At 64.6% G+C, this 26,723-nt stretch carries 18 protein-coding genes and 1 pseudogene; 8 read left to right on the top strand and 11 right to left on the bottom strand.

Annotated features, from left to right (window positions below; translation table 11 throughout):
- Positions 1–81: 81 nt before the first annotated feature.
- Positions 82–2,817, bottom strand: coding sequence for a winged helix-turn-helix domain-containing protein (locus tag FB548_RS18235; protein ID WP_185742171.1), 2,736 nt, complete (start codon positions 2,815–2,817; stop codon positions 82–84).
- Positions 2,818–3,013: 196 nt separating this feature from the next.
- Between FB548_RS18235 and FB548_RS18230 the strand changes: the two genes are divergently transcribed.
- The 7 genes from FB548_RS18230 (at position 3,014) to FB548_RS18200 (ending at position 8,870) form a co-directional block, all read left to right on the top strand.
- Positions 3,014–3,859 (top strand): OmpA family protein, encoded by an 846-nt coding sequence (locus FB548_RS18230; RefSeq protein WP_221625997.1) that lies wholly within the window; start codon positions 3,014–3,016, stop codon positions 3,857–3,859.
- 55 nt (positions 3,860–3,914) lie between these two features.
- Positions 3,915–4,868 carry a hypothetical protein gene (locus FB548_RS18225; RefSeq protein ID WP_142126229.1) on the top strand — a complete coding sequence of 318 codons (954 nt, stop codon included), beginning with the start codon at positions 3,915–3,917 and terminating at the stop codon, positions 4,866–4,868.
- Positions 4,855–5,673, top strand: coding sequence for a hypothetical protein (locus FB548_RS18220; protein ID WP_221625996.1), 819 nt, complete (start codon positions 4,855–4,857; stop codon positions 5,671–5,673). The genes FB548_RS18225 and FB548_RS18220 overlap by 14 nt, the downstream gene beginning before the upstream one ends.
- A gap of 1 nt (position 5,674) precedes the next feature.
- The gene (locus FB548_RS18215) at positions 5,675–5,980 is read left to right on the top strand and encodes a hypothetical protein (RefSeq protein ID WP_142126227.1); all 306 of its coding nucleotides are present in this window, start codon (positions 5,675–5,677) and stop codon (positions 5,978–5,980) included.
- A gap of 67 nt (positions 5,981–6,047) precedes the next feature.
- Positions 6,048–6,320 (top strand): DUF4282 domain-containing protein, encoded by a 273-nt coding sequence (locus FB548_RS18210; protein WP_142126226.1) that lies wholly within the window; start codon positions 6,048–6,050, stop codon positions 6,318–6,320.
- A gap of 124 nt (positions 6,321–6,444) precedes the next feature.
- Positions 6,445–7,512: a hypothetical protein gene (locus tag FB548_RS18205; protein WP_142126225.1), complete on the top strand. Its 1,068-nt coding sequence runs from the start codon at positions 6,445–6,447 to the stop codon at positions 7,510–7,512.
- Between the two features lie 29 nt (positions 7,513–7,541).
- Positions 7,542–8,870, top strand: coding sequence for a hypothetical protein (locus FB548_RS18200; RefSeq protein ID WP_142126224.1), 1,329 nt, complete (start codon positions 7,542–7,544; stop codon positions 8,868–8,870).
- Between the two features lie 75 nt (positions 8,871–8,945).
- On the opposite strand, the pseudogene FB548_RS18195 reads toward FB548_RS18200, so the two are convergent.
- The 4 genes and pseudogenes from FB548_RS18195 to FB548_RS18180 form a co-directional block, all read right to left on the bottom strand.
- Positions 8,946–9,253 (bottom strand): annotated as a pseudogene (locus tag FB548_RS18195) (IS30 family transposase); the annotation flags it as partial.
- A gap of 28 nt (positions 9,254–9,281) precedes the next feature.
- Entirely contained in the window at positions 9,282–12,161 is a 2,880-nt protein-coding gene (locus tag FB548_RS18190; protein ID WP_142126223.1) for a TonB-dependent receptor, read from the bottom strand.
- Positions 12,162–12,183: 22 nt separating this feature from the next.
- The gene (locus FB548_RS18185; protein ID WP_142126222.1) at positions 12,184–13,179 is read right to left on the bottom strand and encodes a FecR family protein; all 996 of its coding nucleotides are present in this window, start codon (positions 13,177–13,179) and stop codon (positions 12,184–12,186) included.
- Positions 13,176–13,736, bottom strand: coding sequence for an RNA polymerase sigma factor (locus tag FB548_RS18180; protein WP_142126289.1), 561 nt, complete (start codon positions 13,734–13,736; stop codon positions 13,176–13,178). The genes FB548_RS18185 and FB548_RS18180 overlap by 4 nt, the downstream gene beginning before the upstream one ends.
- Positions 13,737–14,327: 591 nt before the next feature.
- Between FB548_RS18180 and FB548_RS18175 the strand changes: the two genes are divergently transcribed.
- Positions 14,328–14,570, top strand: a complete 243-nt coding sequence (locus tag FB548_RS18175) for a helix-turn-helix transcriptional regulator (RefSeq protein ID WP_142126221.1) — start codon at positions 14,328–14,330, stop codon at positions 14,568–14,570.
- Positions 14,571–16,645: 2,075 nt separating this feature from the next.
- On the opposite strand, the gene FB548_RS18165 is transcribed toward FB548_RS18175, so the two are convergent.
- The 6 genes from FB548_RS18165 to FB548_RS18140 all read right to left on the bottom strand — a co-directional run bounded on the left by FB548_RS18165 (position 16,646) and on the right by FB548_RS18140 (position 26,685).
- Positions 16,646–19,171: a choice-of-anchor D domain-containing protein gene (locus tag FB548_RS18165; RefSeq protein ID WP_142126219.1), complete on the bottom strand. Its 2,526-nt coding sequence runs from the start codon at positions 19,169–19,171 to the stop codon at positions 16,646–16,648.
- A gap of 121 nt (positions 19,172–19,292) precedes the next feature.
- Positions 19,293–20,780, bottom strand: coding sequence for an NAD-dependent succinate-semialdehyde dehydrogenase (locus tag FB548_RS18160; RefSeq protein ID WP_142126218.1), 1,488 nt, complete (start codon positions 20,778–20,780; stop codon positions 19,293–19,295).
- A complete protein-coding gene (locus tag FB548_RS18155; protein WP_142126217.1) occupies positions 20,777–21,958 on the bottom strand; it encodes an MFS transporter in 1,182 nt (393 codons plus the stop codon). Before FB548_RS18155 ends, FB548_RS18160 begins: the two co-directional genes overlap by 4 nt.
- Positions 21,955–23,361: a sulfotransferase gene (locus tag FB548_RS18150; RefSeq protein WP_142126216.1), complete on the bottom strand. Its 1,407-nt coding sequence runs from the start codon at positions 23,359–23,361 to the stop codon at positions 21,955–21,957. Before FB548_RS18150 ends, FB548_RS18155 begins: the two co-directional genes overlap by 4 nt.
- A 1-nt stretch (position 23,362) precedes the next feature.
- Complete coding sequence (locus FB548_RS18145; protein WP_221625994.1) at positions 23,363–25,759, bottom strand: TonB-dependent receptor; 2,397 nt, start codon at positions 25,757–25,759, stop codon at positions 23,363–23,365.
- Between the two features lie 56 nt (positions 25,760–25,815).
- A complete protein-coding gene (locus FB548_RS18140) occupies positions 25,816–26,685 on the bottom strand; it encodes a carbon-nitrogen hydrolase family protein (RefSeq protein WP_142126214.1) in 870 nt (289 codons plus the stop codon).
- Positions 26,686–26,723: the final 38 nt, after the last annotated feature.

Here is a 26,723-nt window from a genome sequence, read left to right as displayed (position 1 = left end):
CTTTCTATGCTCACTACTGCCGGAGCGGATATCTGTCCGTACTGAAGCGGTGCTCAGGGCGAAGCATCAGTTCTCCGTGTCTCAAGGGCTTTGCAGAAGGCGCTGCCATTCGCGCATGTCGTCTTCCTCTGCTGCACCTGTTTCGCCCAGTGCGGCCATGGCGGAGACCAACAGAGGACGGCCTTCCTGCACGCGACCTGATTGCATCAGGATCTGGCCACGCAGTGCCTGCAGCCGATGCCCCCAGCCGGGGGTGGAATCGCCCGCGGTCAACGCCGGCACGCTGAGACCCTCGACCAATTCGAGAGCTTCCGTGTACTGGCCTTCAGTGACCAGGTGGCCAGCGAGGGCATAGCGGAAGCTGTGCGCGGCGACGTTGTCCTCGCCGAAATGCCGACGAAGGCCGCTTTCTGCCCGGCGCAGGTAGGCCAGACCCGCCGCTCGATCGCCGCAGTCGTATTCCTTGAAGCCCAGGTTGCCCGTCTCGATCAGAGTAGCCTGGCGTTCTTCGCCATAGCGCTTTGCCATGCGCTCGCGCACCGTGCGTGCGATGGGCAAGGCCTTGGCGCAATCTCCCGCGTAGTCGTGGATGCTTGCCACCAGCGACATTTGCACAAGAGTGGTGTAATCGTCGGGACCAAGGATGCGCTCGGTCGTTGTCGCTGCAGTCTCGGCGATGGGCAGTGCCTCGGAATAGCGCCCCAGGTTGCGCAGCGCGCGAGCCAGCATCACACGGTAGCCAGCAACCGTTGATTCGCCGATACGCTTGGGGTCCAACAGAGGATCAGCCAACAGGTTCTGCAGAAGAGGAATCGCCTCGTCCGCCCTATCTGAGCGCAGCAGGCCATCGGCGATGTTGGAGCGGATCAACGCCGCCATCGAGGCGTCGTCGGGTCGCAGCGCCCGCTGCAGGAGATCGGCCCGCCGGTGCGCCACCAGTGAGGGCTCTATCTGCAACTGCTGGAAGTGAAGCTGTCCACGTGCGATGGCCGCATATAGAGCGACCTCATTCTCGCCTTGCAGCCGCGTCTTGCCTGCAAGCCTGTCGGCCTCCTCCAGCTGGCGCGTTCCTTCAGCGAAGGACTCGGGGGTGCCGGCATACGCGAGCGTCCTGATCAGGCCATAGCGCGTGATCAGGGTCTGCGGATCATCCACGCCGAATGCGCGGCCATAGTCCTGGACTGCCTGCCTAAGATGGCTGGCGGCTCGTTCGCGATCACCCAGCGTGCGCCACGCGTCACCGAGCGCCGCGTGGATGCCACCACGCACGGCAGGATCCTGGTCGAAGCGCTGCGCCAGCGGCTTGCCCGCCTTCTCCAGCATCTGCCGCACCGTGGGATCGCCTTCGAAGCCTGCGCCGCCCGGACTCAGCGCGCCGATCAGGTCGTCGCTGAGGAAGCGCGTCACCGCCTCCGCGCGCGCGGCCTGCATCGCCGCACTCTTGCGCTGCTGTTCGCTGCGCCACCACAGCGCCGAACTGGCCAGCAGGCCGACGCTCAACATGGCGATGGTGGCGACGACCCACGGCCTGCGCGCGCGCGTATGTTCCAGCGCGCGCTGCACGCGCCGGGCGGCGTCTGCCGCGGCGGCCTGCTGGTCCGCCTGCGCGCCGCGCTGCGCCAGCGAGGACAGCCGATCGATGAGTTCGGCCACGCTGCCCAGGCGTTGCGCGGGATCGCCATCGGTGGCGCGGCGGATGTCGTCCACCAGCAGTGGATCGTCGATGTCGCGTTCCCAGCCCGGTGCCATCGGCCGGCGCAGGTCCCCGATCAACCATTGGTACAGCAGCACGCCCAGTGCATACACGTCACTACGGACCGTGGCCGGTTGCCCGGTGATCAGTTCCGGTGCCAGGTACAGCGGCGTGCCGGAGCCGTCGCCGCTGTGGGCGGTGGTCACGGTCATGCCCATGCCGGTGATGCCCAGCTCGGCCAGGCGTTCCGGCTGCAGCAGGCGACTGTTGCCGAAATCGGTCAGACAGGGCTGCCACGCCTCGTCGCCGCGCGCGCGCACCAGCACGTTGGCAGGCTTGATGTCCTTGTGCAGCACGCCCACGCCATGCGCGGCATCGACCGCCGCGGCGATGCGCAGGAAGAATGCGAGCTTGCGTGCGCGGTCCCAGCCGGCGAGCGCGCCGTGTTCGTCCGCCCAGTCGGGCAGGGCCTGGCCGCCGTACTCGCACTCCAGGAAGAACGGTTCGCTCTCGAAGTTCCAGTCCAGCACGCGGACGAAGTCGTCGCGCTCGCCCAGCGTGTCGCGCAGCACGCGCATCAGCGTGGCCTCACGCTTGATCGCCGCCAGCCGCTCGCCACCCAGGCTGAACTTGAACACGCGCGCATCGCGCGTGCGCGGCTGCCGCGCGAGCCAGACTTCGCTGCCCAGCGTGCGGCCCAGTGGACGCTCGAGCACGAAGTGTTCGCGGCCGGGCACGGCCTGGCCGGCGGCGAAGTCCAGCGAGGTCTCCCGCCGCTGACCCTGCGCCACCCGTTCGACCGGCCCCTCCAGGCGATAGCCCACGCGTGGGACGGTGGCGATGCGGTCCTCATCGGCCGCGTCCAGGGCCTTGCGCAGCTTGCCCACGGCCGTGGCCAGCACATGATCGACGGTGATCCGGCCGGTCCACACCTGGTCGAACAGTTCCTCCTTGGTCACCACCTCGCCTACATGGCGCAGCAGCACCGACAGCACCTGCAGCGGCTTGTGCTCGATGTCCACCGCCAGCCCGGCCACGCGCAGCTCATGGCGGGCCTCGTCGAACTCGACGGTGCCGAAACGCCAACGGTAGAGCCGGACATCGGGTGATGGGGAGGGAGGCATGCGACCGATAATAACGCCGGTTACACGGCCGTTCGTGCCGCCGGAAGCCCCATCACGGCGCGCTTGAAGGTTTCTTGAAACCTCCATGAGGACGCGCGGCGGGCGGCGCAGCCAGTCTCCCCCCATGCCCGGCGTCGGCCGGGGACAGGGGATGGACGTGAAGGCCAGGGGGCAAGAAGGAAGGCAGGTTTTGCAAATGCTGGTGGCGGCGCTGGCGTGGGGGTTGGCGGCCACGGCGGCCGCGCAGCCGGCGCCGCCCACCCGCAGCGTGCTGGGCCCCTGGGTGGGCACCTATGTCTGCTCGCAGGGATTGACCGGCCTGACGCTCAGCATCACCGAGGCCACGCCCACCCGGGCCAGCGCACTGTTCCACTTCCATGCCGACCCGCGCAACCCGCGCGTGCCGACCGGCTGCTTCAACATGACCGGTACCTACGACCCCGCCAGCGGCCGACTGCAGCTGAAAGGGAAGGACTGGCTGCTCAAGCCAGGCGGTTACCGGGTGGTGCATTTCGATGGCTATGTCGATGCCGAAGGCCGGTCCTTCACCGGCAAGGTCAGCGGTGGCACGTCGTGCAAACAGTTCGATCTCGGCCGGACGGCCCCACCGGCGACACCGCCCGCGGCGTGCGCCGTCGCCATGCCGACGATCCAGGCCGATCTTCACGATGCCGGCCGCATCGGCGATGCGCTGGCCGGCGATGGTCGCATCGACCTCAACATCCTGTTCGATTTCGCGCGCGCCACGCTGCGTCCGGAGAGCCTGCCGCAGCTGGACGAACTGGGTCGCGTACTGCAGACCCCCGCGCTAGCCGCGCGCCGCATCGGCATCCATGGCCATACCGACGCCGTCGGCGAGGCCGACGCCAATCTGCGCCTGTCGCGGCAGCGCGCGGCCGCCGTGGCCGAGTACCTGGGCCGCACGTTCGGCATCGCGCCGTCGCGCCTGGACGTGCAGGGCTTCGGCGAAAGCCGGCTGAAAAGGCCCGATGCGCCCGACGCGGACGCCAACCGCCGCGTCTCGATCGTGTTGCTGGATTGAACCGCCGTGCCGTGCGCCGCGGTTGCGCAGGGCGTGGTCCACCTGGAGAGGAATGATGTCGAAGAAAACCCCGATCCCGATGCTGGCGTTGTCCGTGCTGCTGCTGTCCGCCTGTGGCGGCGGTAACGAGCTGGCCGACGGCCAGGAAGAAGTCGGCGTGCCGCTGGACGAACTGGAGGAAGCCGCCTTGGCCGGGCCCGACGGGCCGGCGCCGCTGCGCTGTCCGGCCAAGGTGCGCAAGGAGCTCGCCGGCCCCGACATCATCGGGCTGCGGTTGGGCATGACGCTGCAGGAAGCGATGGCCACCACGCGCTGCAGCCTGGGCGAGGAGGCGGTGGTCACCGAAGAAAAGCGCTGGCTCGATCGCCTGGATACGCATGGCGTGGCGCTGGGCACGCAGTTCTTCACGGTAGAGAAAGGCAGCTACCGGCCGTGCAACTTCGCCCGCGAGTGGCAGGAATGCCGGGGCAAGCTGAAGTGGGAACACACCGACGAGATCGTCAGCGTGGCCACGCCAGGCGTGCCGGGCAAGGAAACGGCGCAGGTGCTGTGGCGCACGCAGAAGTTCCGCGACGGCCAGATGCCGTCGGTAGACGCCACGCTGCAGGCGCTGACCGCCAAGTACGGGCAGCCGCAGGTGCGCGAGAGCATGGACTCGCCCAACGGGTACGCAGCGGGCACGCGCGACCTGCAGTGGATCTACGACCGCGCAGGCAATCCCCTGTCGGAAGCCAACCCGTTGTTCGACCGATGCCGCAACGGCGTGTCCGGCGGCGCCGACAACGCACGCGCGCGCTGGACGGAGGGCTGCGGCCTGAACATCAGCGCACGCGTGGTGCTGAGCGGGAGCAACCCCGGTCTGGCGATGGAACTGCACACCGCGATGATCCAGCAGAGCGACACCTACGCGCATGTCGAAGGCCTGCAGGCGGAATTGCAGCGCATCGGCCAGCAACGGCGCGATGCCGAAGTGAAGGAGGCCGGCGATGCCAGCGATGTCCGCCTCTGAAGCACGCAGGCGCGCGCGCGTCTGCCTGGTCCTCGCACTAACCGTCGCGCTCATCGCCTGCGAAGGCGGACAACCGGAGGGCGAGACCGCACCGACGTCGGCGTCGACGGCGCAGGCGGCCGGAGCATCGCCTTCGGCTGCATCGACCGATGCGCGGACAGCGTCGGACAAGGCCACTGCTGCATCGGACGCGCTGGCGGCGGCCCGTTTCGGCGATCGCCAGCTCGACCACCCCGACGACCTGCAGATCCTGATGCTGGCCTACCGCCTGGAAGGGCGCACGCCGCCGATCGACGAGTGGGCCGCGGCGCAGTCGCGCGTGGCCTACGCCGACGAGTTCACGCGGCCCGCGCTGCTGAAGGAGGAACAGGAGCGACTGCAGGGCATCTATGACGGCACGGCCGATGTCGGCCGCCTGCGCATGAACGTCAACGCGCGCTTCGGCGAGTACGACGCCAGCCGCGGCGGCTACTACCTGGATGCGTTCATGCCGGGCAGTGCGTTCAACTTCAGCGTGCAGCCCTCGCCATCGGCCGGCACCCAGCAGATCAGCCTGCAGGTGGACAACCCGGAGGAGCTGAACTTCTGGCCGTTGGACGCGACGGCGGCGCAGGACGTGCTGACACGCAACAGCGGCATGCGCAGCGTGGTGCTGGACAGCCGCTTCGTCATCACCGGCATCAGCCGGCGCAACGACGGGCGGGTCATCAGCGCGCGCCTGGCCGGCTACGCGATCGGCAGCGATCACTACAACAAGCCCGCGACCTTCGGCGAGTTGCGGTTCGACGGCAAGGGAGCGGACTGACATGGCCTGCTGGCGCAAGGCGATGGTGGCGGTCCTGGCGCTGCTGATCACCGCGTGCGGCGACGCGGTGACGGGCACCTACGAAGACTCGATGGGGCTGACGCGGCTGCGCTTCGAGCGGGGCGGCGCGGTGGTGCAGTCGTCGGACCTCGGCGGCGTGGAAAGGCAGATGCGCTACGCCGTGGACGGTGACCGCATCCGCCTACGCCATCCCGATGTCGACGGCGCGACCCTGGTGCTCACCCGCGTCGACGACGACACGCTGTCCGGCCCGATGGGCGTGACATACCGCCGCGTGGCCGACTGAGGCCACGCGGAAACCGTGCTGCGCGAAGCGCGCCGCACACCCTGCAATCCAACGAGGAGAAACGACGATGCGGGACTGGCTGTACTTCGACGCGATGGTGACGCCCAAGATCATCACCTTCATCTACTGGATCCTGCTGGCCGGCGCCGCCGTCTCCGGCCTGGTCCTGATGGTCAAGGGCTTCGGCCTGATGCGTTACTCGGGATTCGCGGGGTTCGGCATGATCGTGGCCGCCCCGATCCTGGCGGTGCTGTCCGCCCTGATGGCGCGCATCTACTGCGAAATCATGATCGTGCTGTTCAAGATCAACGAAGCGCTGCAGGACATCCGCCGCAAGTAAGGCGTGCACTGCGATCCGGCAGCGGACGCGGCGTCCGCTGCCGCCATCTTCATTCACAGGGGACAAGGCCATGACGGCAAGCATCGTGTATCGACGTACAAGACCCTCTTTGTCAGCACAGGGCATGCCTGCAAGGCGGGCGATGCGGCTGGCGCGGTGCCTGATGGCGCTGTCGCTGCTGCTCGTGCTGCCGCAGCCCGGCCTTGCCGTGGACCGGGGCCGGCAGGTCGTCGTCACCAAAGCCGACGATGCGGCACGGCTGATGGATGCCGTGGAAAACGCGATCTGGGCGGCCGACGGCAAGCCGGCCTCCAAGGCCGTGTACGTGGTCTACAGCACCGATTGCGCGTGGAGCAAGCGCCTGTTCGACGATACCCGCGCGCTGGCCGGCAACGTGCAGCTGCGCTGGATCCCGGTGGCGGGCAGCGCGGCTGGGTCGGTGGTGGCGGGACGCGACAGTGCCAGCGTCGCCGGCGCGTTCAGCGGCCGTGCGTCGCGCGCGGGCGATGCCAGTGCGCAGCGCGGCCTGGTCTACAACCACGGCGTGATGGACAGCATCACCTACCAGTTGCGGCCTTACGACCGCTCCAAGACCTTCGCATTCCCCACGCTGGTCTACCGCAGCGGCAAGAGCGTCAAGGTGGTCGCCGGCAATCCGCGCAATCTCGCCGCGCTGTCTGCCGAGGTGCTGAACGAGCCGCGCACCGCTTCGCTGGTGCCGGCCGGCATCGCCCTGTCGGCACAGCCGCCGTCGCTGCTGCGCAGCCGCAACCTGTCCAAGTGGGCGCACCGCAACGACATGCCGATGATCTTCCGCGCGGCACCGTCGCCGCAGGCACCGCCCATCGACGACCTGGATAAGGATTTCCTGGTGCCGGTCAGCGGCATCGTCGGCACGACCGGCTGGATCGAAGTCGCGCCGTGGGGCCTGGACAAGCGCAAGGCCTACGTGCACGACCCGCTGATGGCGCGGATGGCGATGCTGGATTACCGCGTCAAGCCGCAGGGCGGGCAATGGCAGGCGCCGGCGACCGTGCAGGTGCGGGAGTTCCCGGACATGGAAGCGCACGTGCAGGAAACCCTGCCGCCGGGCGTGCGCTACCGTCGCAGTGGCGTGGTCGAACATGCCGGCCGCGTCTGGGACCAGATCGTGCTGTATGCCGATGACGCCGTGGGCTACGTGCCGCGGTGACCGGGATGAAAGCGTCTGTGGCGTGCGGCGTGTCCTCGCGCATGCCGGTCGTCCTTTCCCTTCTGCTTTTTCTGGCCGTCGGCCAGGCGTGGGCCGCCGGGCCCGACCAGGCCAGTCTGCGTTACTACCCCGCGGCAGGGCAGGTGCGGGTGGACGTGGAAGCGGCTTACCACGGCAGCCCGCCGGGAGAGATCGATGGACGCACCGCCGGCCGTTACCTGCTGCTGGCCGGCGTGCTGGAAGCCTCCTGGGGTGGCAAGTACGGTCCGAAAAGCTTCGAGCATCGCGCACCCGCCCGCGCCAGGCAGTTGCGTGACGGATATCTGCAGGCTTACGCCGCCGTCCGCGGCGGCCACTGGCCCGCGGCGCAACCCGAGTGCGTCGGCCGCACGATCGACGAGCAGGTCGCCAAGCGCATCTGTGCCCGGGTGAATTTCATGGAAGCCGAGAACAGGCAGCAACACGATTTCGCCGAGGTCAGTCAGGTCGCCGAGCGCTATTTTCCAGCGAAATACCAGGATGACTTCGTCGCGCATTCGCTTGCCAAAAGCTTGGCTGACGCCAGAACCAGGGCCTTACAGGAGCAGGAGGCTCGACAGCGCGCGGCCGATGCGAGCCGCGCACTGGCGCAGAAGGAGGCCATGGCGCGTCGCCTCGTCGCCGGGGGCCTCCTGGTCCTGTTGCTGGTTCCCCTGACGATTCTCGCGCTCCTGATCTGGCGCGCCCGAAGCTACCGGCGACGCAATGCCACTACGTTGACCAGGATCACCTCGATAGATGACCTGCATTTGTTCGCGACATCCGGTCGGCTGATGGACGTCCAGCGCCACACCAGGACGCACGTCACCACGACGACCGACAACGTCTATGTCCATCCCGACAGCTACCAATCGCGGACGCCCTCGACGACCACGACGGTAAGCACCACGGATCATCTGACCCTGTTTGTCAGGACCGACGACGGCAGGGAACTGCAGGAGAGCTTTGTCGATCTCCCGCTCGCCGTCAGATCCGGCAACCGTGTTGCCATCGTCTATGGCGGCGACACGCGTTCGCGCTTGGGCGTGGCGGTCGCGGTGGTGAATATGGACACGCGCGATGTGGCCGTCGACACCCTGCGGGCAAGAGGCATCGCCTCGCGGTTCTCCCTGCTTCGGGCGGCATTCTGGGGTCTTGCGGTGGCGGCCGCGGGTACAGCGGTAGATCTGGCGTTCGGCATGTTCGTCTTCGCGCTGCCCACGCTGGCTGTCGGCTTCATGCTCGCGATGCTGCTCGCCTTCGCATGGCAGCGATCGTTGTGGGCAAACATTCGCGGACAGATTCAGATTTACGCCAAAGGCTTGATAGCGGCGAACTGAGGGCAATCGGAGGATGCGCCAGGAAGCTCGTATCTGCCGCCGACTTTGGATTCAACCGATCGACGCAACAGTTTGTCAATATCGCTCTGCCGGTGTTTCGTAGCCGAGCATCTTGCGTGGCCGTTCGTTGAGCTGGCGTTCCACGCATCCAGCTCGGCCTGCGAGACATCGGCAAGACTGATGCCCTTGGGGAAGTACTGCTGAAATAGGCCGTTGGTGTTCTCCTTGGTGCCGCGTTGCCAAAGATGATGCGAATCGCAAAAGTAGACCTGGATGTTCGTGGACAAGGTGAAGCGGTGCCCCGCTATCTCCTTCTCCTTGCCTTGATCCCAAGTCAGTGATCGGTACAAGTGCTTTGGCAGGCGGTGTGCGTTCTTGATCAGCGTTGATCACGGTTCGGAAAGACCAATATCAGAATCGATATGTCGCGGCCAAGGTGAAGTAGCGCCCGTAAACGTCGTCGACCGCAATGTTGTAGCCGCCGGTGTAGAAACGATAATCCACGGGACGTCTATCAAGCAGATTGCTGACGCCAAGTGAGTATGACCAGCCTCCCGGGCCTGTGTAGCGGGTATTGAGGCCCCAGAGTGTCGCTGCCGGATTCGCGCATTTGTCAGAATCACGATTTTCCTTGGGGCATGCCTTTCCGGCGGGATAGGCGTGCAAAGAGCCAAAATGGCGCATGGTCAACGCCGTAGTCCAGTGGCCATATCGCCATTGCACGTTGCCCAATAAGGTCAGCTTGGGTGTGTCATGGCCGGCGTGATCGACGGCGTTGGGTTGGATAATGCTCGAAGTGGCATGTCGACTGAGATAGTGTGCCGCCAAGTGGAAGCTTAGCTCTCCCAACTCATCGTGCCGAAGCAGATAGTTTGATTCGAGCTCCCATCCTCGGGTTTCGGACTTTCCGATGTTGGCCAAGTACCGATTGGCGCGATAAAGCACGCCATTGGCGTCGCGGATCAGGCCTTCCGGGAAAAGGGAGGGGTAGCGGAAAGCATCCGCAATGCCGAACTCGTCGGTGCGCGAAATTTGGTAGCGATCTAAACTAGCACTGAAGGCATGTGTCGGGGCCCACGCCACGCCGAGGGTCAGGCTGCGTGAAAACTCCGCGCGCAGATGAGGGTTGTCGCCCACGCCATACTCCACCCGACATCGATCCGAGCCAACCCGGATGCAGGGCAATAGCTGTGGCGTGGCGCGCATGGTCGTGATGTCGGTAACTTCGTCAAACGGCACACGCACGTCGTTCAGACCGGGCGCTCGATAGCCTTTGCCGAGACTGGCGCGCGCTAGAAACGACCGGCTCGGGGTCCACTTGAAGCCGAGTCGTGGAGACGTGTTGGACCGGAAACCGCGATGATGGTCGAGACGAACGGCAAAGTCAGCCTGTAGCGTCTGGTGCAGTGGCAAGTTGAGTTCGGTGAAGACAGCGGAATCGCGAGCATGAAGATTGTACGGCTCAATGCCATGCGAACCGAGAGCAAGACCGCCGTTGACTTGCAGTGGATCTGGAATGCTCCGCCGTCGGACGGAGTGATGCGTAATTCCAACTACCACCTGTGCGGTCGTGCCAAAGGCGTCAAACAGCGAGCGATTCGATGTGGTTTCAAGCGTGTCGACTGAATAGTATCCGGCGGGATGGAGAGACCCGCGCATTGCGCTCATGACCTCCGTATTGTCCGACCCATCGATGCGGACACGATTGATGTTCTCGTCGACCTTATCCCGCAGGAAAACATTGTTGATGGTGCTGTGAACCCGGCTCTCGCTGTGGGATAGTGCGACGTTCCAGTTCCATCCGTGAGCAAAACCCTCTAGGCCAATCGACAGATCATTGGTGATGCTGGTGGTGTGGTTTCGAGGAATCCCAAATTCATAGAAGGCGTAGTAGATATCCGAGTTTGGGATGGGAGAAGTTGCGTAGTCCGGATGGGACGGCTGTATGCTGAAAACGCCGAAAATAGGCGAGTACTGAAGTGTCTGTTCGCTCTGAGTGCGCAGGCCAGAAAAATACAGTGATAGTGAACTGCCCAGCTCCTGGTCCCACCGGACATACAGGGACTTGTTGTGCACTCCGGGCTGCAGGGTTCGATATCTTGCGGAGTCCAAGCGACAATGAGGAGAGTCTGGGTCGTTCCCTGTCGCTTGGCATTGCGGAAGTGGAAGTAGGGGAACGCCCATTGGGGTCGCGAACCCAATAAATACGCGGTCGTCCGGCAATCCGAATCGGGAGCGATCGTTGGTGTGCCATCTGCGGCGACCGCCTTCGAGCTCGCCTTGCGAAAGCAAGTTCGCCGCGAGCAACAGATTTCCACCTGATCGTGTCCGCGTTCCGAAGATCACGGAGGTTTGGCGGGCTTGGGCATCTGCCCGCTGGGAGACGCCAAGGCGTGATGAAATTTCTCCCCCCTCATAGTCCTTCTTCAGGATGATATTGATGGTGCCGGCCATTGCGTCTGCCCCATAAATCGCAGAGGCACCGCCGCGCAGAATTTCAATGCGATCAATGAAACTCAAAGGAATACTATTCAGATCGACGAGTCCGCCGAGATCGCTGGATGCGAGTCCGAATGAGGACATGCGCTTGCCGTTCAGCAAATAAAGCGTTGCCCTCGGCCCGAGAGAATAAAGACTGGCGCCAGATGCAACTACCGTTGGATAGTACCTTCCTTCGCTGGCCACGGTGATGGGGTGATGGCTCACGAGGCCGGGGCGCTCGCTCAATAGAGCGTAGAGCGTTTGCTGCCCACTACGCTCAATTTCGTCCGCCGTTATCAAGGTCACAGGGACGGACAATTCCAGGGAGGGTTGCGGAATGCGCGTACCGGTGACGTCGACCGTGGCGAGCTCGGTCACGCTGGCTTCAACAGTCGCTTCCGTCTGCCCAACAAGAGCGCTGGCTTCACGAACTTGATTCTTCGCGCTTCGCAGAAGGTAGGTGTTAGCGTTCACCGCGACCGCCGCCAGGCCGTGCTCCGAAAGCAGTCGGGCGAGCCCGACGACCAAGGTGTGATTACCCCGCAAGCCGGCGCTGTACTTGCCGCGTACAAGCATGGGCGAGTAAAGCAACTGGATACTCGATTGATTGGCAAAAGTCTGCAGGGCTTCGTCCAGCGTGCCCGCACCGATCTCATAGCGGGATGACGCGGGAGAATTGACCGGTCCCGCGATGGCGCTTTGAATGGTAATAGCCAGGAACGTCAGAACGAACAGGCGCGCCAGGCTGAATTTGAGGAACTCACGATACACAGTCGTGACGCGGCGCTTGCCGCAGGGCCTGATCGGCATAGTCGACAGTGCTCCCCAGCACCTATTGTTTAGATGCGGACAACTCGATTTGATTTCCGTCGACGGATTTCGCCTCTAGACCCCAACCCTGGCGTAAGGTGGCCAGCAGCGCCGACTGGTCGCCTGCATTGAATACGCCGCTGACCCGGATCTCTCCCAGCTCGCTCTGGGATAGAACCAATTGGCTATTGGAGTATCGATTGAACTCGGCTATCAAATCCGCAAGGCGTTCTTCTTTGAACACCAGCCGCCCCTGCGTCCAGCTCTCCGCGACATTGCGTTCAATGCTTTTGGGGGATCCGAGCTTGCCATCTACGTCATAGGCCAGTTGTTGCAATGGATGCAGCTCAATGGCATGACGGGGGTGATTGCCTTTCGTATTCACGATGACACGCCCTTCCAGCAGGGCAACGACAGTACTCCCATCCTGTCGTTCCACTTGGAAAACGGTGCCCAGCGCACGAATGCTACCGATCCCCGAGGTCACCACGAACGGCCGATTACCGTCGTGCGCGACGCTGGCTTGCACACGACCCCTTAATAGAATGATGCGGCGCTGCGAAGGTTCGTAAGCCACCTGAACTAGCGTGTTGGTATCCAGAACCAACGCGGACCCGTCCGGCAGATCGACATGGCGCTGTTTCCCTATTTCGGTCGCATACGGGGTGAGCGGGACGTGCCGGAAATCAGCAATAAGCCAGAGCCCGCCGCCCACGGCCAACACCAGGGCGGCGGCCCAGGCCAGGGGACGATGCCAGGTGCGCTTGCGTCGCGTAGTCGGCATGCGGGCGGTCGGGCGAGGTTCCGCACTACGCAGCGCCGAATCTACCCCTAGTGCGCCGGCCAACTGGTGAATGCGTTCAACCTCGGCGTAGTCGAGCGCATTCTGGGAAGACGCGGCCAGCCAGTCCTCGAAGGCGGCGTGGTCAGACGCGTCGCAATCGGGTGATAGCAAGCGTGCCAGCCAACCTTCAGCCGAATCGGGAAAGTTCTGGAGAGAAGGTGTCGCGGTGTTCATGGGAGCTGCCCGGGTACGCCCAGGGGGCGTGTTTGATTGGAGAGCAGCTTCCTTAGTGAGGAAAGTGCCCTCCCGATGTGCTTCTCGACCGCCTTGACGGAGATGCCGCAATGCCTGGAGATTTGGCTGTAACTCATCCCTTCGATACGGTTGAGTAGGTAGATCTCCCTGCAGCGTTCCGGAAGGAGGTCTATGGCGGCTCGGACACGCGCAAGTTCTTCCCGGCTTTCCGCCCATTGTTCTGGCCGCGGCATCTCGTCCTGGATGTCATGCGCCTGGAGACCCATATCGGACAGGGATGTCTGACAAAAACCGGATTGCCGCCGCCGGGAATCGTGGAGCGCGTTGAGTGCAATCCGGTACAGCAGCGGCTTCAGGGCTTCGATCGGCAAATCGCGATAGCGTGTCAGCTTGTAGAGGCTTTCCTGCGCAATGTCCTGGGCATCGTCAAGCGAAATCCCGCGGCCGCGCAAAAAACTGATCAGCAACGAGCGTTGCTCGCCCAGAAATCGCTCGAAGAGCTGGTGGCTGATCCTCGCGTCCAAAGTGGCACTCATTTGCCCCGCTCGCAGAAGGAAGTCGCCTTTGTGACTGATTTTAACCAGCCCCCAAAGCAATTTCACTAGCCGCAGGGGCTGGCAGCCGCTGCGGATTCGAGCTTGGCGGGGGCGGCGATCATCCGGCGGTGATGGGTGAAAGCGGCAGCCATAGCGCGTCCAAATGCGGCTTTTCAAGTGAATCCGGCTGTTGGTGATGGCTTGCCGGATAGCAGCACCCCCGTATTCACCCGTCTCCGGAAATCCGTTCCTTCTGCTGTGTTGGCTGGATGGACGGTAGGGAGGTGAGGGCTGTTCTGCGTTTCCAAGGGGAAGGGGAGGTAGTCTGCCTCCAGCAGACGGTGAAGGTGTTTGGGCAGAATTGTGGGTATCAATCACACATCGTGATGGCCGAGGCGATCTTTGACAGCTGCTGAGCGCGCGCTATTGGGTGGTTGCGGGAGCCCCAAGCACCTGGCTGAATGATGCATGCCCTTGAATGTGCCGAGAGAACGATGTCCGCACAGGACACTGCCCGTCGTCACCTACGGAGGTAGGGAGGGGGGGCTGATTCTGCGTTTATGGAGGGAGCGTTGATCCGGGGCAGAGACGATGGAGGACATAGCGGCGCGCATCCGCATGGCGCGCCTACGGGCGGAAATGACGCAAAGTCAGTTGGCGGACTGGATCGGGGTGACACGCAGCGTTGTTGCGAACTGGGAAATCAGGATGCGCCAAAAACCGAACATCATCAATCTGATTTCAATCGCGATCGAAACGGGTGTCTCGTTTGAGCGGATAGCTACCGGTCATGGAAACATCGCCTACTTGATTGAAGGTGTGAAAGCTCATTGATCCCCAGTCATTGGACGGGACGTTAGAAAAATTCCACTGTCACCGCGATGGCGGTGACTTGCCAGCGTAGCCGATCTGCGCTGGCAGATACGCCATCTTCATCAGCCATCGCACTTGGTCGCGGCTGCGACGCCTGCCGGATTCGCGGAGGCCCAACATGATCTCTCGATAGCTGGGGGGCGTCTTCGCTTCCACGCATCGGCGCGGTTCGCGACAGATCTCTTGCGGTGACGCGACCCTCGGCCACCCGCTGAGCTGAGAAATCTCCATCGCGTCACCCTTGTCCGTGATGAATCATGGCTCCTGGCGATCTACGAAAGGCGGACCGGTCCAGTCATGGACGTCGGGTGGATGTAATCGGCGTTGTACTCCTAACCCTTGATTCGTTTTCAGGGGCCTTCGCCTGCACCGAAGCCAACAACCGCTCCATGAATGATTCATCCATGCCGGTCGTGAGTGGAGGTAGGGAGGCAGGGGTGGGATTGCGTTGAACTCGTAAGAGAAGTTGGCGGAGCTGGCAGAAAAATGGACATGGCAACGCGTGTACACGTGGCGCGTCAGCGTGCGGTGATGACACAAAGCCAGTTGGCGGGCCGGGTCGGTGTGCCGCGCGGTGCGGTTGCTAACTGGGAGGTCAGTGAGAGTCCCAAACCCAGTGTAAGCAACTTGGTTGAGGTTGCGAGCACAACAGACGTCTCGGTCGAATGGCTGGCAACCGGCCGCGGTGACATCGCGCTTCCTGAATGAGCAGGTGGGTCGATTCGGGGGCATGGTGATTATCAATTACAAGACGCGTTCACTGGAAGTGTGTGGTCGGGCCGAGCCGCCTAGTGCGCGAGCATCGGAATGCGAGACTGGGCGGCGACCCGTTGGGCGGCTGGAAGGTGTGTTAGCCCTGCTTCGGCCAGGGGGGAATCAAGTGAATATGCGCGCCGCCCTGTTTGGGCTCGTGTTTCCGTGTCTGGTGGAATCCAGCTGTCCCCCGTTGCCCCAAGACCCAGGGTGCTTGCAGGAGCTGAATGACCACGGTTGGTTGGAAAGCGCTGGGAGGAGGCAAGATGCTCCTGTGATCCCGATAAGCAGCGCCACCTTTGGTTAAGACAGGGACTTTGAGTGGCGGAGATCCGTTCCCGGTGTGATGCGGTATGCGGCGAAACCCGGGACCCGACACTCTCTGATCCGTAGTCTCATCGAGAACACGCCGACGAACTGATGGGCGATGGTCCGATCTTCGGCCCATTGTTTACAACAAAGTCGGCGGGTACAGGAGCCGGTTTGGGTCCATCTGTCGTGAGGGATTTGGTGGTTGGTGCGGGTGGGCATGTCTCGGCGGAAAGCCTGCTGGGCTCCGGGACCACGACAACGATCGAGGTGCTTTCAGCAAGGGCTAGTCAGTCACGCTTGGCCTAGAAGGTATGGCCCGAACATGGGGTCGCTCGTATTGGCTATTTCTGCGATGTTCGTGCCCCATGTCCTTTGCTCGATGTTCGTTGTAGCGATACGAAGAGGTGAAGAATGTCATCCGTGTTCGTAGGTGAGAGGAAGGTCGCCCATCGGCAAGGCATATGCACAAAGAGACGCTCCTCGGTTCTAGTTAGAGCGCTACTAGATTTGCTGGCGCGAGATATGGAAATCGAACGAACTATGCGAACCGGAGTAGCCACCACCGAGACACCTTACGGCGCGGAGAGGAGTCCAGTGAGTCGAGATGCACCAATGTCGCATCTTCGAGAGATCTGAGCGATGTGATGCCCGCCGCGTCCGCGCGTCTGCCCCATGTGGTCTGCTCAATCGCGTGCGCGGATCAATACCGGGGGACAGGCGGTATACGGAAGTGCGTCAGCTGCGAGAATCCTGTCGATCCAGTTGGCATAGCTCGAAACGCGGATGCTGTAGCCGCCATCCCCATATGTCTCATTGGTCTGGGATGCCAGCCATAGTTCCATGGATCAATGAGCTCGGGGTTCTCCCACTCCGAAGTCGGGATCCGACAAGGGATAGCTTCTGCATGAAGCCCCCGCCTGCGAGATAGCAGGCGGGGTTTCGTCGACAAGTCGCTAGTCGAACCTAGTGCATCAAGAGCACATCGGGGCGATCTTGTTCAACTCGATGGCGCTCTTGCCCCAGGTGAGCTGGCCATTGTCGCTGAACTGGTAGTACACCATGCCGTTGGGTAACAGTACCACGCTGATGCCGCCGTAACCGGACATGTAGGGCACCCATTTCGCCGCGCTGCAGCCGTAGTTGTGGCTGTCCTGCTTGAGGTCGTAGTACCAGAAGCCATTGTTGTAGCGGTCGGCGGCCGAGCCCGCCTGTAACCCGCCAGTGCCCAGGTTCAGCGTGGCCGCTACCATGGTGGCGTCGAGCGTCTGCACGCCTTGGATCTTGCCCTGCGCCTTGTTGAGGAATTCGCCCAGCTTCACCACGTCGTCGCGCACGTACACCAGGCCGTAGCCGGTGAAGGGCTGGGCGGCGGCGTCCTGCGTGCGCGAGGTGACGTAGCTGGTCGGGCTGAGGCCCAGAGGGCGGTAGATCTCCTCGACCATCACGTCGTTGAAGAAGTCCGCGCTACTGCTGGCCTGCGACTTGTAGTACTGGTTCATCGCGCGGCCGAGCAGGTAGGTGTCGGTGGTGTGATAGACGAACTTCGTCCCCGGCGCGGCTTTGTACGGATAGCCGCACGCGAAGCCCACCTTCTGCGCGTGCGTGCCGACCTTGAAGAAGCCGTCGGCCATCGCCTGCGAGGCTTCGTCGGTGGTTGTGCCGGAGGAGGTGTAGTTCCCCGTAGCCATGTCCAGCGCCTGCTCGAAGGTGGGCGCATCCCACTGCGAACCGGTGCATTCGCTCACCCACTCGTCGACGCCCAGGGTGCGCTGCGTGCCCGCGTACTTCTGTTCCAGGCGCATCAGGCCGTAGCCGCCGGATACCGACTTGGCGGTGGAGTAGGACGGTACGTCCAGCACCTCGCAGAACGGATAGGTGCCGTAGCGCGTCTGGCAACCGCCGACATAATGCACGCCGTTGTAGGCCACGCCGTAGAGGCTCATGTGCGCGGCGGTGACGTCGCTGCCGATGTTGGCCACGGTTACACCCTTGCCCGGGTAGTCCGTGGTCAGCGCCGACAGAGGCTTGGTGGGCATGCGCCGCGAGACCTCGGCCTCGTAGTCGCTGCGGATCGTAGCCGCCCCGCTGATCGCCGCCGGTGTATAGCCCGCGTCCAGCCGGCCCCAGAAGTTGACCTTGAGGTAGTAGCAGGTCTCGCTGGCGATCTGATAGGCCAGGTCGGACACCGAGCCGTCGTCCTTGAACAGGAAGGTCATCACCCCGTTCCACAGGCAGTCGCTGCCGCGTTCCTGCAGCGCGAACGGAAACGCCACACGCGACCAACCGCCGTCGCCGCTCTCGTTCCACACCCGGCCTGGCTCCAGGATGTAGGTCCATGACGGATGCGTGCCGCCGACCTTGCCGCGGGTGACCGGGATGAAGTGGGTCCCGTGTTGCACGAAGTCGAACTCGAACTCGGGGAGGTACTGAGCCTGTGAGTAGTACTGCAGGTTATTGTTGCCGCCGACCTCCGTCGCGCCGCCGCTGGTGGTCTCGCCGTAGAGCGTGAGCCGGCCCTGGAATGTGTTGGTGGGGTTGGCCGCGCCGGCTGGCAGTGTGTAGTGGCTGAAATTCATCAGGTTCAGCGTGCCACTGCTAGTCAGGAAACTAGCCGTCAGCGCGGTGCGACTGACGCTGCCGTTGCCGGACAATGCATCGTAGACACTGCCTGCGGGGGTACCCGTTCCACTTACGGCGACCGCGACTGTGGGGTCGTCCGGGTCGTTGGAGGGGATGTTCAGCGTGCTCGAGAAGCCGCCCGCGGTGGTCGGCGCGAAGCGTACGCCGATGGAGCACGAGCCGGCCGGCGCGAGTGCCTGGCTGGAGCAGGTGTTGTCGACTAGGCTGAAGGGTGCGACCAATCCGCCCAGTGTGCCGACGAGGAGGTTGGCGTCGCCATCGTTGTGCACTGTAAGCGTGCTGGTCGCATTGCCGCCGACGGCCACCGCACCGAACGTGCCCGAGCCGGTCACCGCGATGGCCGGTATCGTGCCGCCCGAGGCAGGCGTACCGGTGAGCACGGCGTTGTCGCCGTAGCAGTAGTGGCCGTACAGCGTGTATGCGCGGAAGCGCACGCGCAGGTTGGCATTGTTGTCCAGGCCGGTCGAGACAGTGCCGCGCTTGAGCGCGCCCGAGTCCTCGCCATCACCAACCAGGACCAGTGTGGTCCACGTGGTGCCGCCGTTGGTGGAATACTCGGCGCGGCAGTAGTCGCCCTGGACTAGGTACAGCGCGCCCACGTCCATCGAAAGCGAGACATTGGTATACCCCTGCGACGACATCGCCTTCGTGCCCTGCCGCAGTCCATCCAGGCGCATCGACACATTGCCTTGGTAAGTGTTGACGGCGTCGTAGCCGGTGCCGCTCAGGGTCCAGGTGGAATAGTTCCCGCTCTGGAAGTTGTCGCTAAACAGGGTGGTGGTCTGCGCGCGCGCGGGCGCGCATACGGAACATGCCCACAGTGCGAAGGCCGCCAGTAGCTTGTGCATCACGTTCATCCGGGTCTCCTCTCTCTAGCGGTTACGGGTGACGAGCAACTGCAGCTTCGGTTCGAGATGCTTCCGGCCATCCTGGCCGCCGCGCAGCGGAGCGCGCTCGCGGAACTTCACATCGCGGTGGTCAGGCGATGCCACCCAGGCAGACATACTTGAGTTCGGTGTAGTCGTGCAGGCCGTACTTAGAGCCTTCACGGCCCACGCCGGACTGTTTCACGCCGCCGAACGGCGCAACCTCGGTGGATATCAGCCCGGTGTTCACGCCCACGATGCCGCACTCCAGCGCCTCGGCCACACGGAAGGCGCGCGCCAGATCGCGGGTGTAGAAGTAGCCGGCCAGACCCGCTTCGGTGTCGTTGGCCAGCCCGATGGCGTCGGCCTCGTCACGGAAGCGGAACAGCGGTGCGACCGGGCCGAAGGTTTCCTCGCGGGCGATCTGCATGCCGGAATCGACGTTAAGCAGCACCGTCGGTGCATAGAACGTGCCGCCCAAGATGTGCCGCTCGCCGCCGATGGCGATTGTCGCGCCGTTGGCGCGCGCATCGGCGACATGCTCCTCCACCTTCGCCAACGCTTGGGCGTCGATCAGCGGACCCTGATCGGTGGTACCGGCCAGTCCGTCGCCCACGCACAGCTTCGCCACTGCCTCAGTGAGCTTGCGCGCGAACGCGTCGTACACGCCGTCCTGCACGAACAGGCGGTTGGCGCAGACGCAGGTCTGCCCGGTGTTGCGGAACTTGCTTGCGATGGCACCTTCCACGGCGGCATCCAGGTCGGCGTCGTCGAACACGATGAACGGTGCGTTGCCGCCCAGCTCCAGCGAGACCCGCTTCATGCCGTCGGCACACTGCGCCATCAGTTTCTTGCCCACGCCAGTGGAGCCGGTGAAGCTGAGCTTGCGCACCTTTGGGTTGGCGGTCAGCTCGCCGCCGATGGCGGCGGCGTCGTGACCAGTGACGATGTTCAGCACGCCAGGCGGCAGGCCAGCGCGTTCGGCCAATACCGCGATGGCCAGCGCGGAGTACGGTGTTTGCAGGGCGGGCTTGCAGACCACGGTGCAGCCGGCGGCCAGTGCCGGGCCGAGCTTGCGGCCGAGCATCGCGGAAGGAAAATTCCACGGCGTGATCGCCGCGACCACGCCGACCGGCTGGCGCAGCACCAGGATGCGCTTGTCGGCGGCGTGGCCGGGGATGGTGTCGCCGTACATGCGCTTGGCTTCCTCGGCGAACCACTCGATGAAGCTGGCCGAGTATCCGACCTCGCCTTTGGCCTCCGCGAGTGGCTTGCCCTGTTCGGCGGTCATCAGCATGGCCAAGTCGTCCTGGTGCCGCAGCATCAGCTCGTGCAGCCGGCGCAGCACCTGCGCGCGCTCCTTCGCGGTTTTCTTTGCCCAAGCGGGCTGGGCGGCGTGGGCGGCCTCAATGGCGCAGCGGGTCTCGGCTGCGCCCATGTCCGGCACCGTGCCCAGCACCGCGCCGGTCGCCGGGTTCAGCACCTCGCAGGCGCCGCCCCCGTCGGCGTCGCGCCATTGCCCGCCGATCAGGCAGCTCGTGCGCAGCAGGTCGGGATCGGAGAGCGGCAACGGGGACGGTGAGGAAAGGGGGGCGTTCATGCGTTGGGTTCCAATCGATCGATGCGGTGCGCGGCGGCCAACATCGCCACGCCGGACGCCACCAGCGCGACGATCGCCACTGCGATCAGGAGGGGGAAGTCATCGTTAGCCAGCAGGCGTCCGGCCAGCATCGGGCCGGACGCCAAGCCGAGCTTGGAGACGAAGCCGCCCAGCGTCGCCAGCCGGCCCGAGGTGTCCAGGCGCGACAGCATGCCGAACAGATATGGCACGACGAACGACCAAGTGATGGCAGTGCCGATGTTGGCGATGAAGAACAGTGGCTGGCTGCCACTCCAGAAGAAGCCGGCGGTGCCAGCAAGCGTCAGCAGCAGCGCCACCAGCAACGGGCGCAGACGGCCGAAGCGCGCGCCCATGAAGATCACCAGCCCCGCACCGGCCGCGCCGATCCATGTCGCCCAGCCCAACGCCTGGCCGATGAAGTCGCGGTCGAGGTGGAAGTGTTCGCCCAGCCGGATGATGAAGGCGCCCAGCGCCATGTTGCCGCCTTGGAACAGGAACAGCGCCAGCAGTACCATCGCAGCGGTGGCGCGCATGGGCGGGAGCAGCCTCGTCACCGCGGCACCATCTGCCTGGCGCGCGCCGTCGAAGCGCGGAATGGTTGCCAACGCCGCCAGCGCGACGGTGGTCAGCGCCGCCAGTGACAGGAACAGGATGCGCGCGCCATAGTCAGGCACCAGCGTCGGCAGGAACATCACCCCCAGCCCGCCTAGCCCGAACTGCACCAGCAGTAGCATGCCGAAGGCTCGATCGGGCGAACGCGTGCGAGCCATTACTGCGTAGGTCACTCCCACCGCCATGCCGCCGACCAGCCCATGCAGCGCGCGTACCGCGGTAAGCACGGCCGGGTCGCGCAGGACGGTCGAGGACAGGTCGATCAGCAGCAGCAGCGCCAGCAGCGTGAACAGCGCCGGCCGCCAGGCGATCCGCCGCACCAGCAGCACCGCGATGAAGCTGCCGACGCTGGCGCCGTAGATGTTGGCAGCGCCCACCATGCCGGCCTGCGGGTTGCTGAAACCTAGCCCGGTTACCAGGCCGTCGACGATGGCGGCCATGATGTTGACGTAGAAAAAACCGGCGGTGGCGACCAGCGCCAGCAGCGCGTACAGCCACAGTCGGTCGCTGGCAACCGGGGCGACGGTGTGCGCGGGTGTGTTCATGCGGCAGGCTTCCAGTCTTCGTCGATAGGAACGCCGGCCTGGTCGAAGTGCTGGCGAAGCGGCTTCAGTTCGTGTTCGTAGCGCCGCCATAGGCCTACCGAGGAACTGTAGATCGGCAGCCGCACCTGCGCCGCGCTGGCCGTCAGGGTGGGCTCCGGATTCTGCTCGAAGTACAGGCACGCATCGTCCCACGGCAGCCCGGCATGGGCGATGAGCCGGCGGCTGGAACCTTCCTGGTCGGCGACCAGCGCTTCATAGTCCACTTCTAGGAACCGGTCTGCCGGTAGCACGCGGCGCCAGTGCGTCATCAGCGCGTCGTAGCCCAGCCAGTAGCGGCCCAGGTCGTCGAGGTCGTAGGAGAACGGATAGGCCATGCGGAACAGCGTCTTGTACATCGCGTAGCACGCGTCCATCGGATGGCGCCGCAAGTGGACGATGCGTGCCTGAGGCAGCGCTGCGGTGACCAGTGCCAGGTACAGGAAGTTGCCCGGCGTCTTGTCGATCACGCGCTGCGCCGGTCCTGCCGGCAACGTGGCGCAATAGGCCCGTCCCAGCGCGCGGAAATCCATCGTCGCCGAGCGTCGCACCAGCTCGGCCTTGTCGCGAGCGGGGCCAGCTAGGCGAACGACGGCCTGCGCGAGGTCGCTGCTTTCGCCGCGACTGGACACGTCGGCATGCGAACCGAGGATGCGATCGACCAGCGTGGTACCACTGCGCGGCAAGCCGACGACAAAGAGCGGGCGCGTGTCTTCGTAACCGTCGTGTTTGCGTGCGAAGAAGTTTTCATCGAAGTTACGCTGTATTAACCGCAGCGTGTCCAAGTCATCTTCCACGCGGTAGCGTAGTCGTGACTTGCGCGCATCGGCGCCCTCGCGAAGCGCGGCGAAGGAGCCGGCGTGCAGGCCCAAATCCTCGCGTTCCTTGGCCAACGCGTAACACAGCCCGATTCGGGCTGGATGGTCGTTTGTCAGTCTGGCCAGTTGCCGTTCGAGCGCAGCGACGTGGTTATCGCCCGCGCGCTGCCGGCGTAAGGTGGAGCGGTTGTACCAGGCCGCATCGTCATCCGGTGCCAGTTCGATGGTGCGATCGAGCAGGGTTTCAGCTGCTGTCAGTTCGCCCATGGCGGTCAGCGCGGTGGCATGGTTGTACAGGCAGCCGGGATCCCGCGGGCGCAGCGCAGCGGCCTGCGCGTAGCAGCGCTCGGCCTCCATATGCAGGCCGAGCAGGGTGTAGCGCAGGCCGAGTTCCTGCAGCAGGTCAGGTTGGCCATCGGCGGTGATCGTCAATGCATGCAGCGCCGCGACACAGGCCGCTGCGTCGCCTGACTGGCGGTGCCCGTCGATCCGCCGCAGCGCGTCGGCGGAGGCAGACCTTAGATCGCCCGGCATGGCCGTGATGTGCACGTCAGAAACGGTAGCTGACCGTTACGCCGAGCGTGCGCGGCAGCGCCACCAGCGCCTTGGACCCGTTGCCGAAGTAGCCTTCCGCCGGCGCAGTGCCCATGTACTGCTCGGTGTAGATGCCGCTGATGCCTTCCTCGTTGGTCAGGTTCTTCAGCCAGAGCGTCACGTCCCACTTGTCGATGCTGTAGGTCGCCGAGGCGTTAAGGATCGGAAAACCGTCGAGCGTGCGCTGGAATTTCGGGTTGAGGCTGAGCGCGTTCTCGGATTCGGACTGGTAGTAGGCGTCGCCGCGCAGTGTCAGCAAGCCGTTGCCGATCGGGATGCCGTAGCTGCCGGCCGCATTGAAGCGGTGCTCCGGCACGCCAGGCAGCGGGTCGCCCTTGTAGCCGTAGACGTAGGCGCCATCGACGGCGAGCGCGTCGGCCTCCAGTTGCGCCTTGGTGTAGGTGTAGCCCAGGTTGTAGGTGAAGCCGGCCCCTACGCTGCCGGTCAGTTCCAGCTCGACGCCGCGGGTGCTGGCCTTCTGCGCGTTCTGCACGGCGAAGAAGCCCCAGAACGTCGTCGCGCTGTTGACCTGCGGATCCTTCCAGTCAACGTAGAACACGTTAGCGTTGTACATCGCCTTGCCGACGCGGCCCTTCACGCCCAACTCGTGGTTGCGCACGGTATCGGAGCGGTACGTCCTCCAGGCCGGGTCCTCGGCGAAGTTGCCGGTGGTCGGCGTGCCATTGGTGCCGCCACGGCGGTAGCCTTCCGAGACGGTGGCGTAGAGTTGGCTGTCATCGGTGAAGAACCACGACAGGTTGCCCTTGAACAGCGTGCGGGTATCGCTTTCGTCGCCGTGCGAGAGCGAACTGTCGACCAGCGAGGCCCAGTTGCTCGTGGTCTGCGCCACGGTGGTGTCGGCGTCGTGGCGGAAGTGGCGGAAACCGCCGGTGAACTGCAGGCGGTCGGTCGCGTGCCAGGTCAGTTCACCGTAGAGCGCCTTCTCCTTGAATCGCTCGTCCTGCCGGTAGTCGAAGTCGACGTCGCTGATCACTGAGTCCTCAAAGCCGGGGAAGGCGGCGTCCCACCAGCGCTTGAACCCGCGCAGGTAGCTTACCTGGGTGGCGAAGCGGTCCTGGTCCTGGTAGTACGCGCCGAGCACGTAGTCGAAGCGGCCGACCGACTTGGAGGTCAGGCGGAATTCCTGCGTGAACGCCTTCTCACCGTAGCCGCGCACCGCCGAGGCCAGCGGCCGCGGGTAGTTGTAGTAGAAGCCCAGCCAGCCGTTCTGCGCGTAGAAGCCGGTGTTCTCGCTAGTGATGTCGCCTTCGTGGTTGTAGCTGGAGGTGCTGGAGGTCAGGGTGGCGAAGCCCAGGTCGATGTTGGCCTCCAGGCTGGCGAGGTTGACGTGGCGTGCGGCCGGTTCCAATTGCACCGAGCCGACCTCCAGATCGCGGTACGGCACGCCCCAGCCGTCGTTGCCGAGGCTGGTGGCACGGCGGCCGCCGAAGCGGTCGGCCTGTGCCATGTAGCTGAGGGTGGCGTCGAAACGGTCGCTGGGCTTCCACAGCAGCGAGGCGCGGCCGTAGTTCTGGCGGACGAAGTCGGCGTCGCGGACCTTCTCGTATTCCGCTGCCGGGTCCAGCACACCGTTGGGCGCGGTCGGCAGGCCGTTGGCGTCCAGCTTGTAGACGTTGCGGTAGTCGGTGGCGCCGGGGAAATCGTTGATGGTGACGTTGAAGCGCATGGCGACGGTGTCCGACACCGGCACGTTGAGCGTGCCTGAGCCTGACCAGCCAATGCTGCCCGATTCGGCGACACTGGAGGCACTGGCGCTCATGCGTGCGTCCCAACCGCCCAGGTCTGGCTGGCGCAGCAGGAAGCGCACCGCGCCGCCCAGCGCGCCGGAGCCGTACAGCGTGCCCTGCGGCCCGCGCAGCACCTCGACCCGGTCGATGTCCGACAGCAGGAAGTTGGCAAACAGCGGCGTCTTGTCCACGTAGGTGGCCACCGTCGAGGTGGCCGACACCGCGTAGTCGCCCAGCGCCGAGCTGTCGACGTTGAGGCCGCGGATGCGCAGGCCGCTGACCACGCTGGAGTTGCGTGCGCCACGGTCGACCACGGCCACGCCGGCTACGCCGCGCATCAGCTCGGCGGTGTCGAGGATGTTCTGCTGCTCGATCGTCTCGCCAGAGACCGCGCTGATGTTGTAGGGCACCGCGACGATGTCCTGCTCGCGGCCCTGCGCAGTGACCACGACGGTGTCCAGTTCGGTCGGGGTGTTGCCGCCTTCTTCGGCCTGTTGCGCCAGCGCCGGCATGGCCTGAGCCAGGAGGCCGGCGACGATGGCACGCGCGAGCAGGGAACGGTGCGGCATGCGGTGGTGCGTCGTGTGGCCGTGATGCGGATTCATGGCGTTGCTCTCCCCGTGGCGTGTGGCGATGGTATGGCGGTGCATGGAGGTGGGACTCAGGCGTCCGGAAGCCGCAGAGGCCCCAGCGCGTCCAGCGCCGCGGAAGGCGCGCGGGCGGCGCCGTAGGCCGGAAACACCATGGGGTGGTCCCGGAAACTCTTCAGCGGTTGTCCGAGCCCGTGCCAGCCGCGTTCGCGGCAGCGGCGCAGGTAGGCGAAGTCGACTTCAAACGCGATCACTTCGCGGCCTGCGCCAGCCTGGTGGATCACCTCGCCGCCCGGTCCGCAGATCACGGACTGGCCCACGCCCAAGTCGCCGGCGACGTTGACGTCGACGAAGTAGCACTGGTTGGTTGCCGCACTGGCGCGTGCGATGGCGATTTCCACGTCGCGATCAATGGTGTTGGTCATGGTCGGGTGCAGGATGACTTCCGCGCCCAGGCTGACCAGCGAGCGTGTGGTTTCCGGGAACCACATGTCGTAGCAGATCGAGACGCCGAAGCGGCCCGCATCCGGTACGTCGAAGACCACGCATTCGTCGCCAGAGGCGATGTCGCGTTCGTACGGCGCGAACGGAAACAGCTTGCGGTAGCGCGTGACCACCCCGCCGGCCGGATCGATCACCGGCGTGGTGTTGTAGACGGCGCCGTTGCGCTGTTCGTAAAGCGAGCCGGGCACCAGCCACAGGCCATGCCGGCGGGCCAGGTCGCACAGGAAGGCCTCGGCGTCGCCAGGCAGGCACTGCGCGTGCTCGGGATTGGCGCCGAAGCCGCACAGTTCGCCGAGCAGCACCATCTTCACCCACGGAAAGCGCCGCGCGACCGTCCCGACCTCGGCCGCGATCCGCTCCAGGTTGTCGCCGGGACCATAGGCGAGTTGGAGCCCGGCGATGCCGAAGCGGGCAGCGGGGTGTCCTGGATTTTCCAAGGCAAGTCCTTGCGAAGCGTCGTTCCCTCGGACGGTAG

Source organism: Pseudoxanthomonas sp. 3HH-4 (assembly GCF_006716465.1).
Lineage (GTDB): Bacteria > Pseudomonadota > Gammaproteobacteria > Xanthomonadales > Xanthomonadaceae > Pseudoxanthomonas_A.
The sequence above is the reverse complement of the archived record's forward strand: the minus strand, read 5'-3'. Positions and strand labels throughout refer to the sequence as shown.

Excerpts from the sequence above, each read along its gene's own strand:
- FB548_RS18165 (WP_142126219.1), bottom strand. The coding sequence starts at position 19,171 with ATGAACGTGATGCACAAGCTACTGGCGGCCTTCGCACTGTGGGCATGT.
- FB548_RS18180 (WP_142126289.1), bottom strand. The coding sequence starts at position 13,736 with ATGAGTGCCACTTTGGACGCGAGGATCAGCCACCAGCTCTTCGAGCGA.
- FB548_RS18175 (WP_142126221.1), top strand. The coding sequence starts at position 14,328 with ATGGAGGACATAGCGGCGCGCATCCGCATGGCGCGCCTACGGGCGGAA.
- FB548_RS18220 (WP_221625996.1), top strand. The coding sequence starts at position 4,855 with ATGTCCGCCTCTGAAGCACGCAGGCGCGCGCGCGTCTGCCTGGTCCTC.
- FB548_RS18230 (WP_221625997.1), top strand. The coding sequence starts at position 3,014 with ATGCTGGTGGCGGCGCTGGCGTGGGGGTTGGCGGCCACGGCGGCCGCG.
- FB548_RS18160 (WP_142126218.1), bottom strand. The coding sequence starts at position 20,780 with ATGAACGCCCCCCTTTCCTCACCGTCCCCGTTGCCGCTCTCCGATCCC.
- FB548_RS18155 (WP_142126217.1), bottom strand. The coding sequence starts at position 21,958 with ATGAACACACCCGCGCACACCGTCGCCCCGGTTGCCAGCGACCGACTG.
- FB548_RS18145 (WP_221625994.1), bottom strand. The coding sequence starts at position 25,759 with ATGAATCCGCATCACGGCCACACGACGCACCACCGCATGCCGCACCGT.
- FB548_RS18190 (WP_142126223.1), bottom strand. The coding sequence starts at position 12,161 with ATGCCGATCAGGCCCTGCGGCAAGCGCCGCGTCACGACTGTGTATCGT.
- FB548_RS18205 (WP_142126225.1), top strand. The coding sequence starts at position 6,445 with ATGCCTGCAAGGCGGGCGATGCGGCTGGCGCGGTGCCTGATGGCGCTG.
- FB548_RS18185 (WP_142126222.1), bottom strand. The coding sequence starts at position 13,179 with ATGAACACCGCGACACCTTCTCTCCAGAACTTTCCCGATTCGGCTGAA.
- FB548_RS18235 (WP_185742171.1), bottom strand. The coding sequence starts at position 2,817 with ATGCCTCCCTCCCCATCACCCGATGTCCGGCTCTACCGTTGGCGTTTC.
- FB548_RS18210 (WP_142126226.1), top strand. The coding sequence starts at position 6,048 with ATGCGGGACTGGCTGTACTTCGACGCGATGGTGACGCCCAAGATCATC.
- FB548_RS18225 (WP_142126229.1), top strand. The coding sequence starts at position 3,915 with ATGTCGAAGAAAACCCCGATCCCGATGCTGGCGTTGTCCGTGCTGCTG.
- FB548_RS18215 (WP_142126227.1), top strand. The coding sequence starts at position 5,675 with ATGGCCTGCTGGCGCAAGGCGATGGTGGCGGTCCTGGCGCTGCTGATC.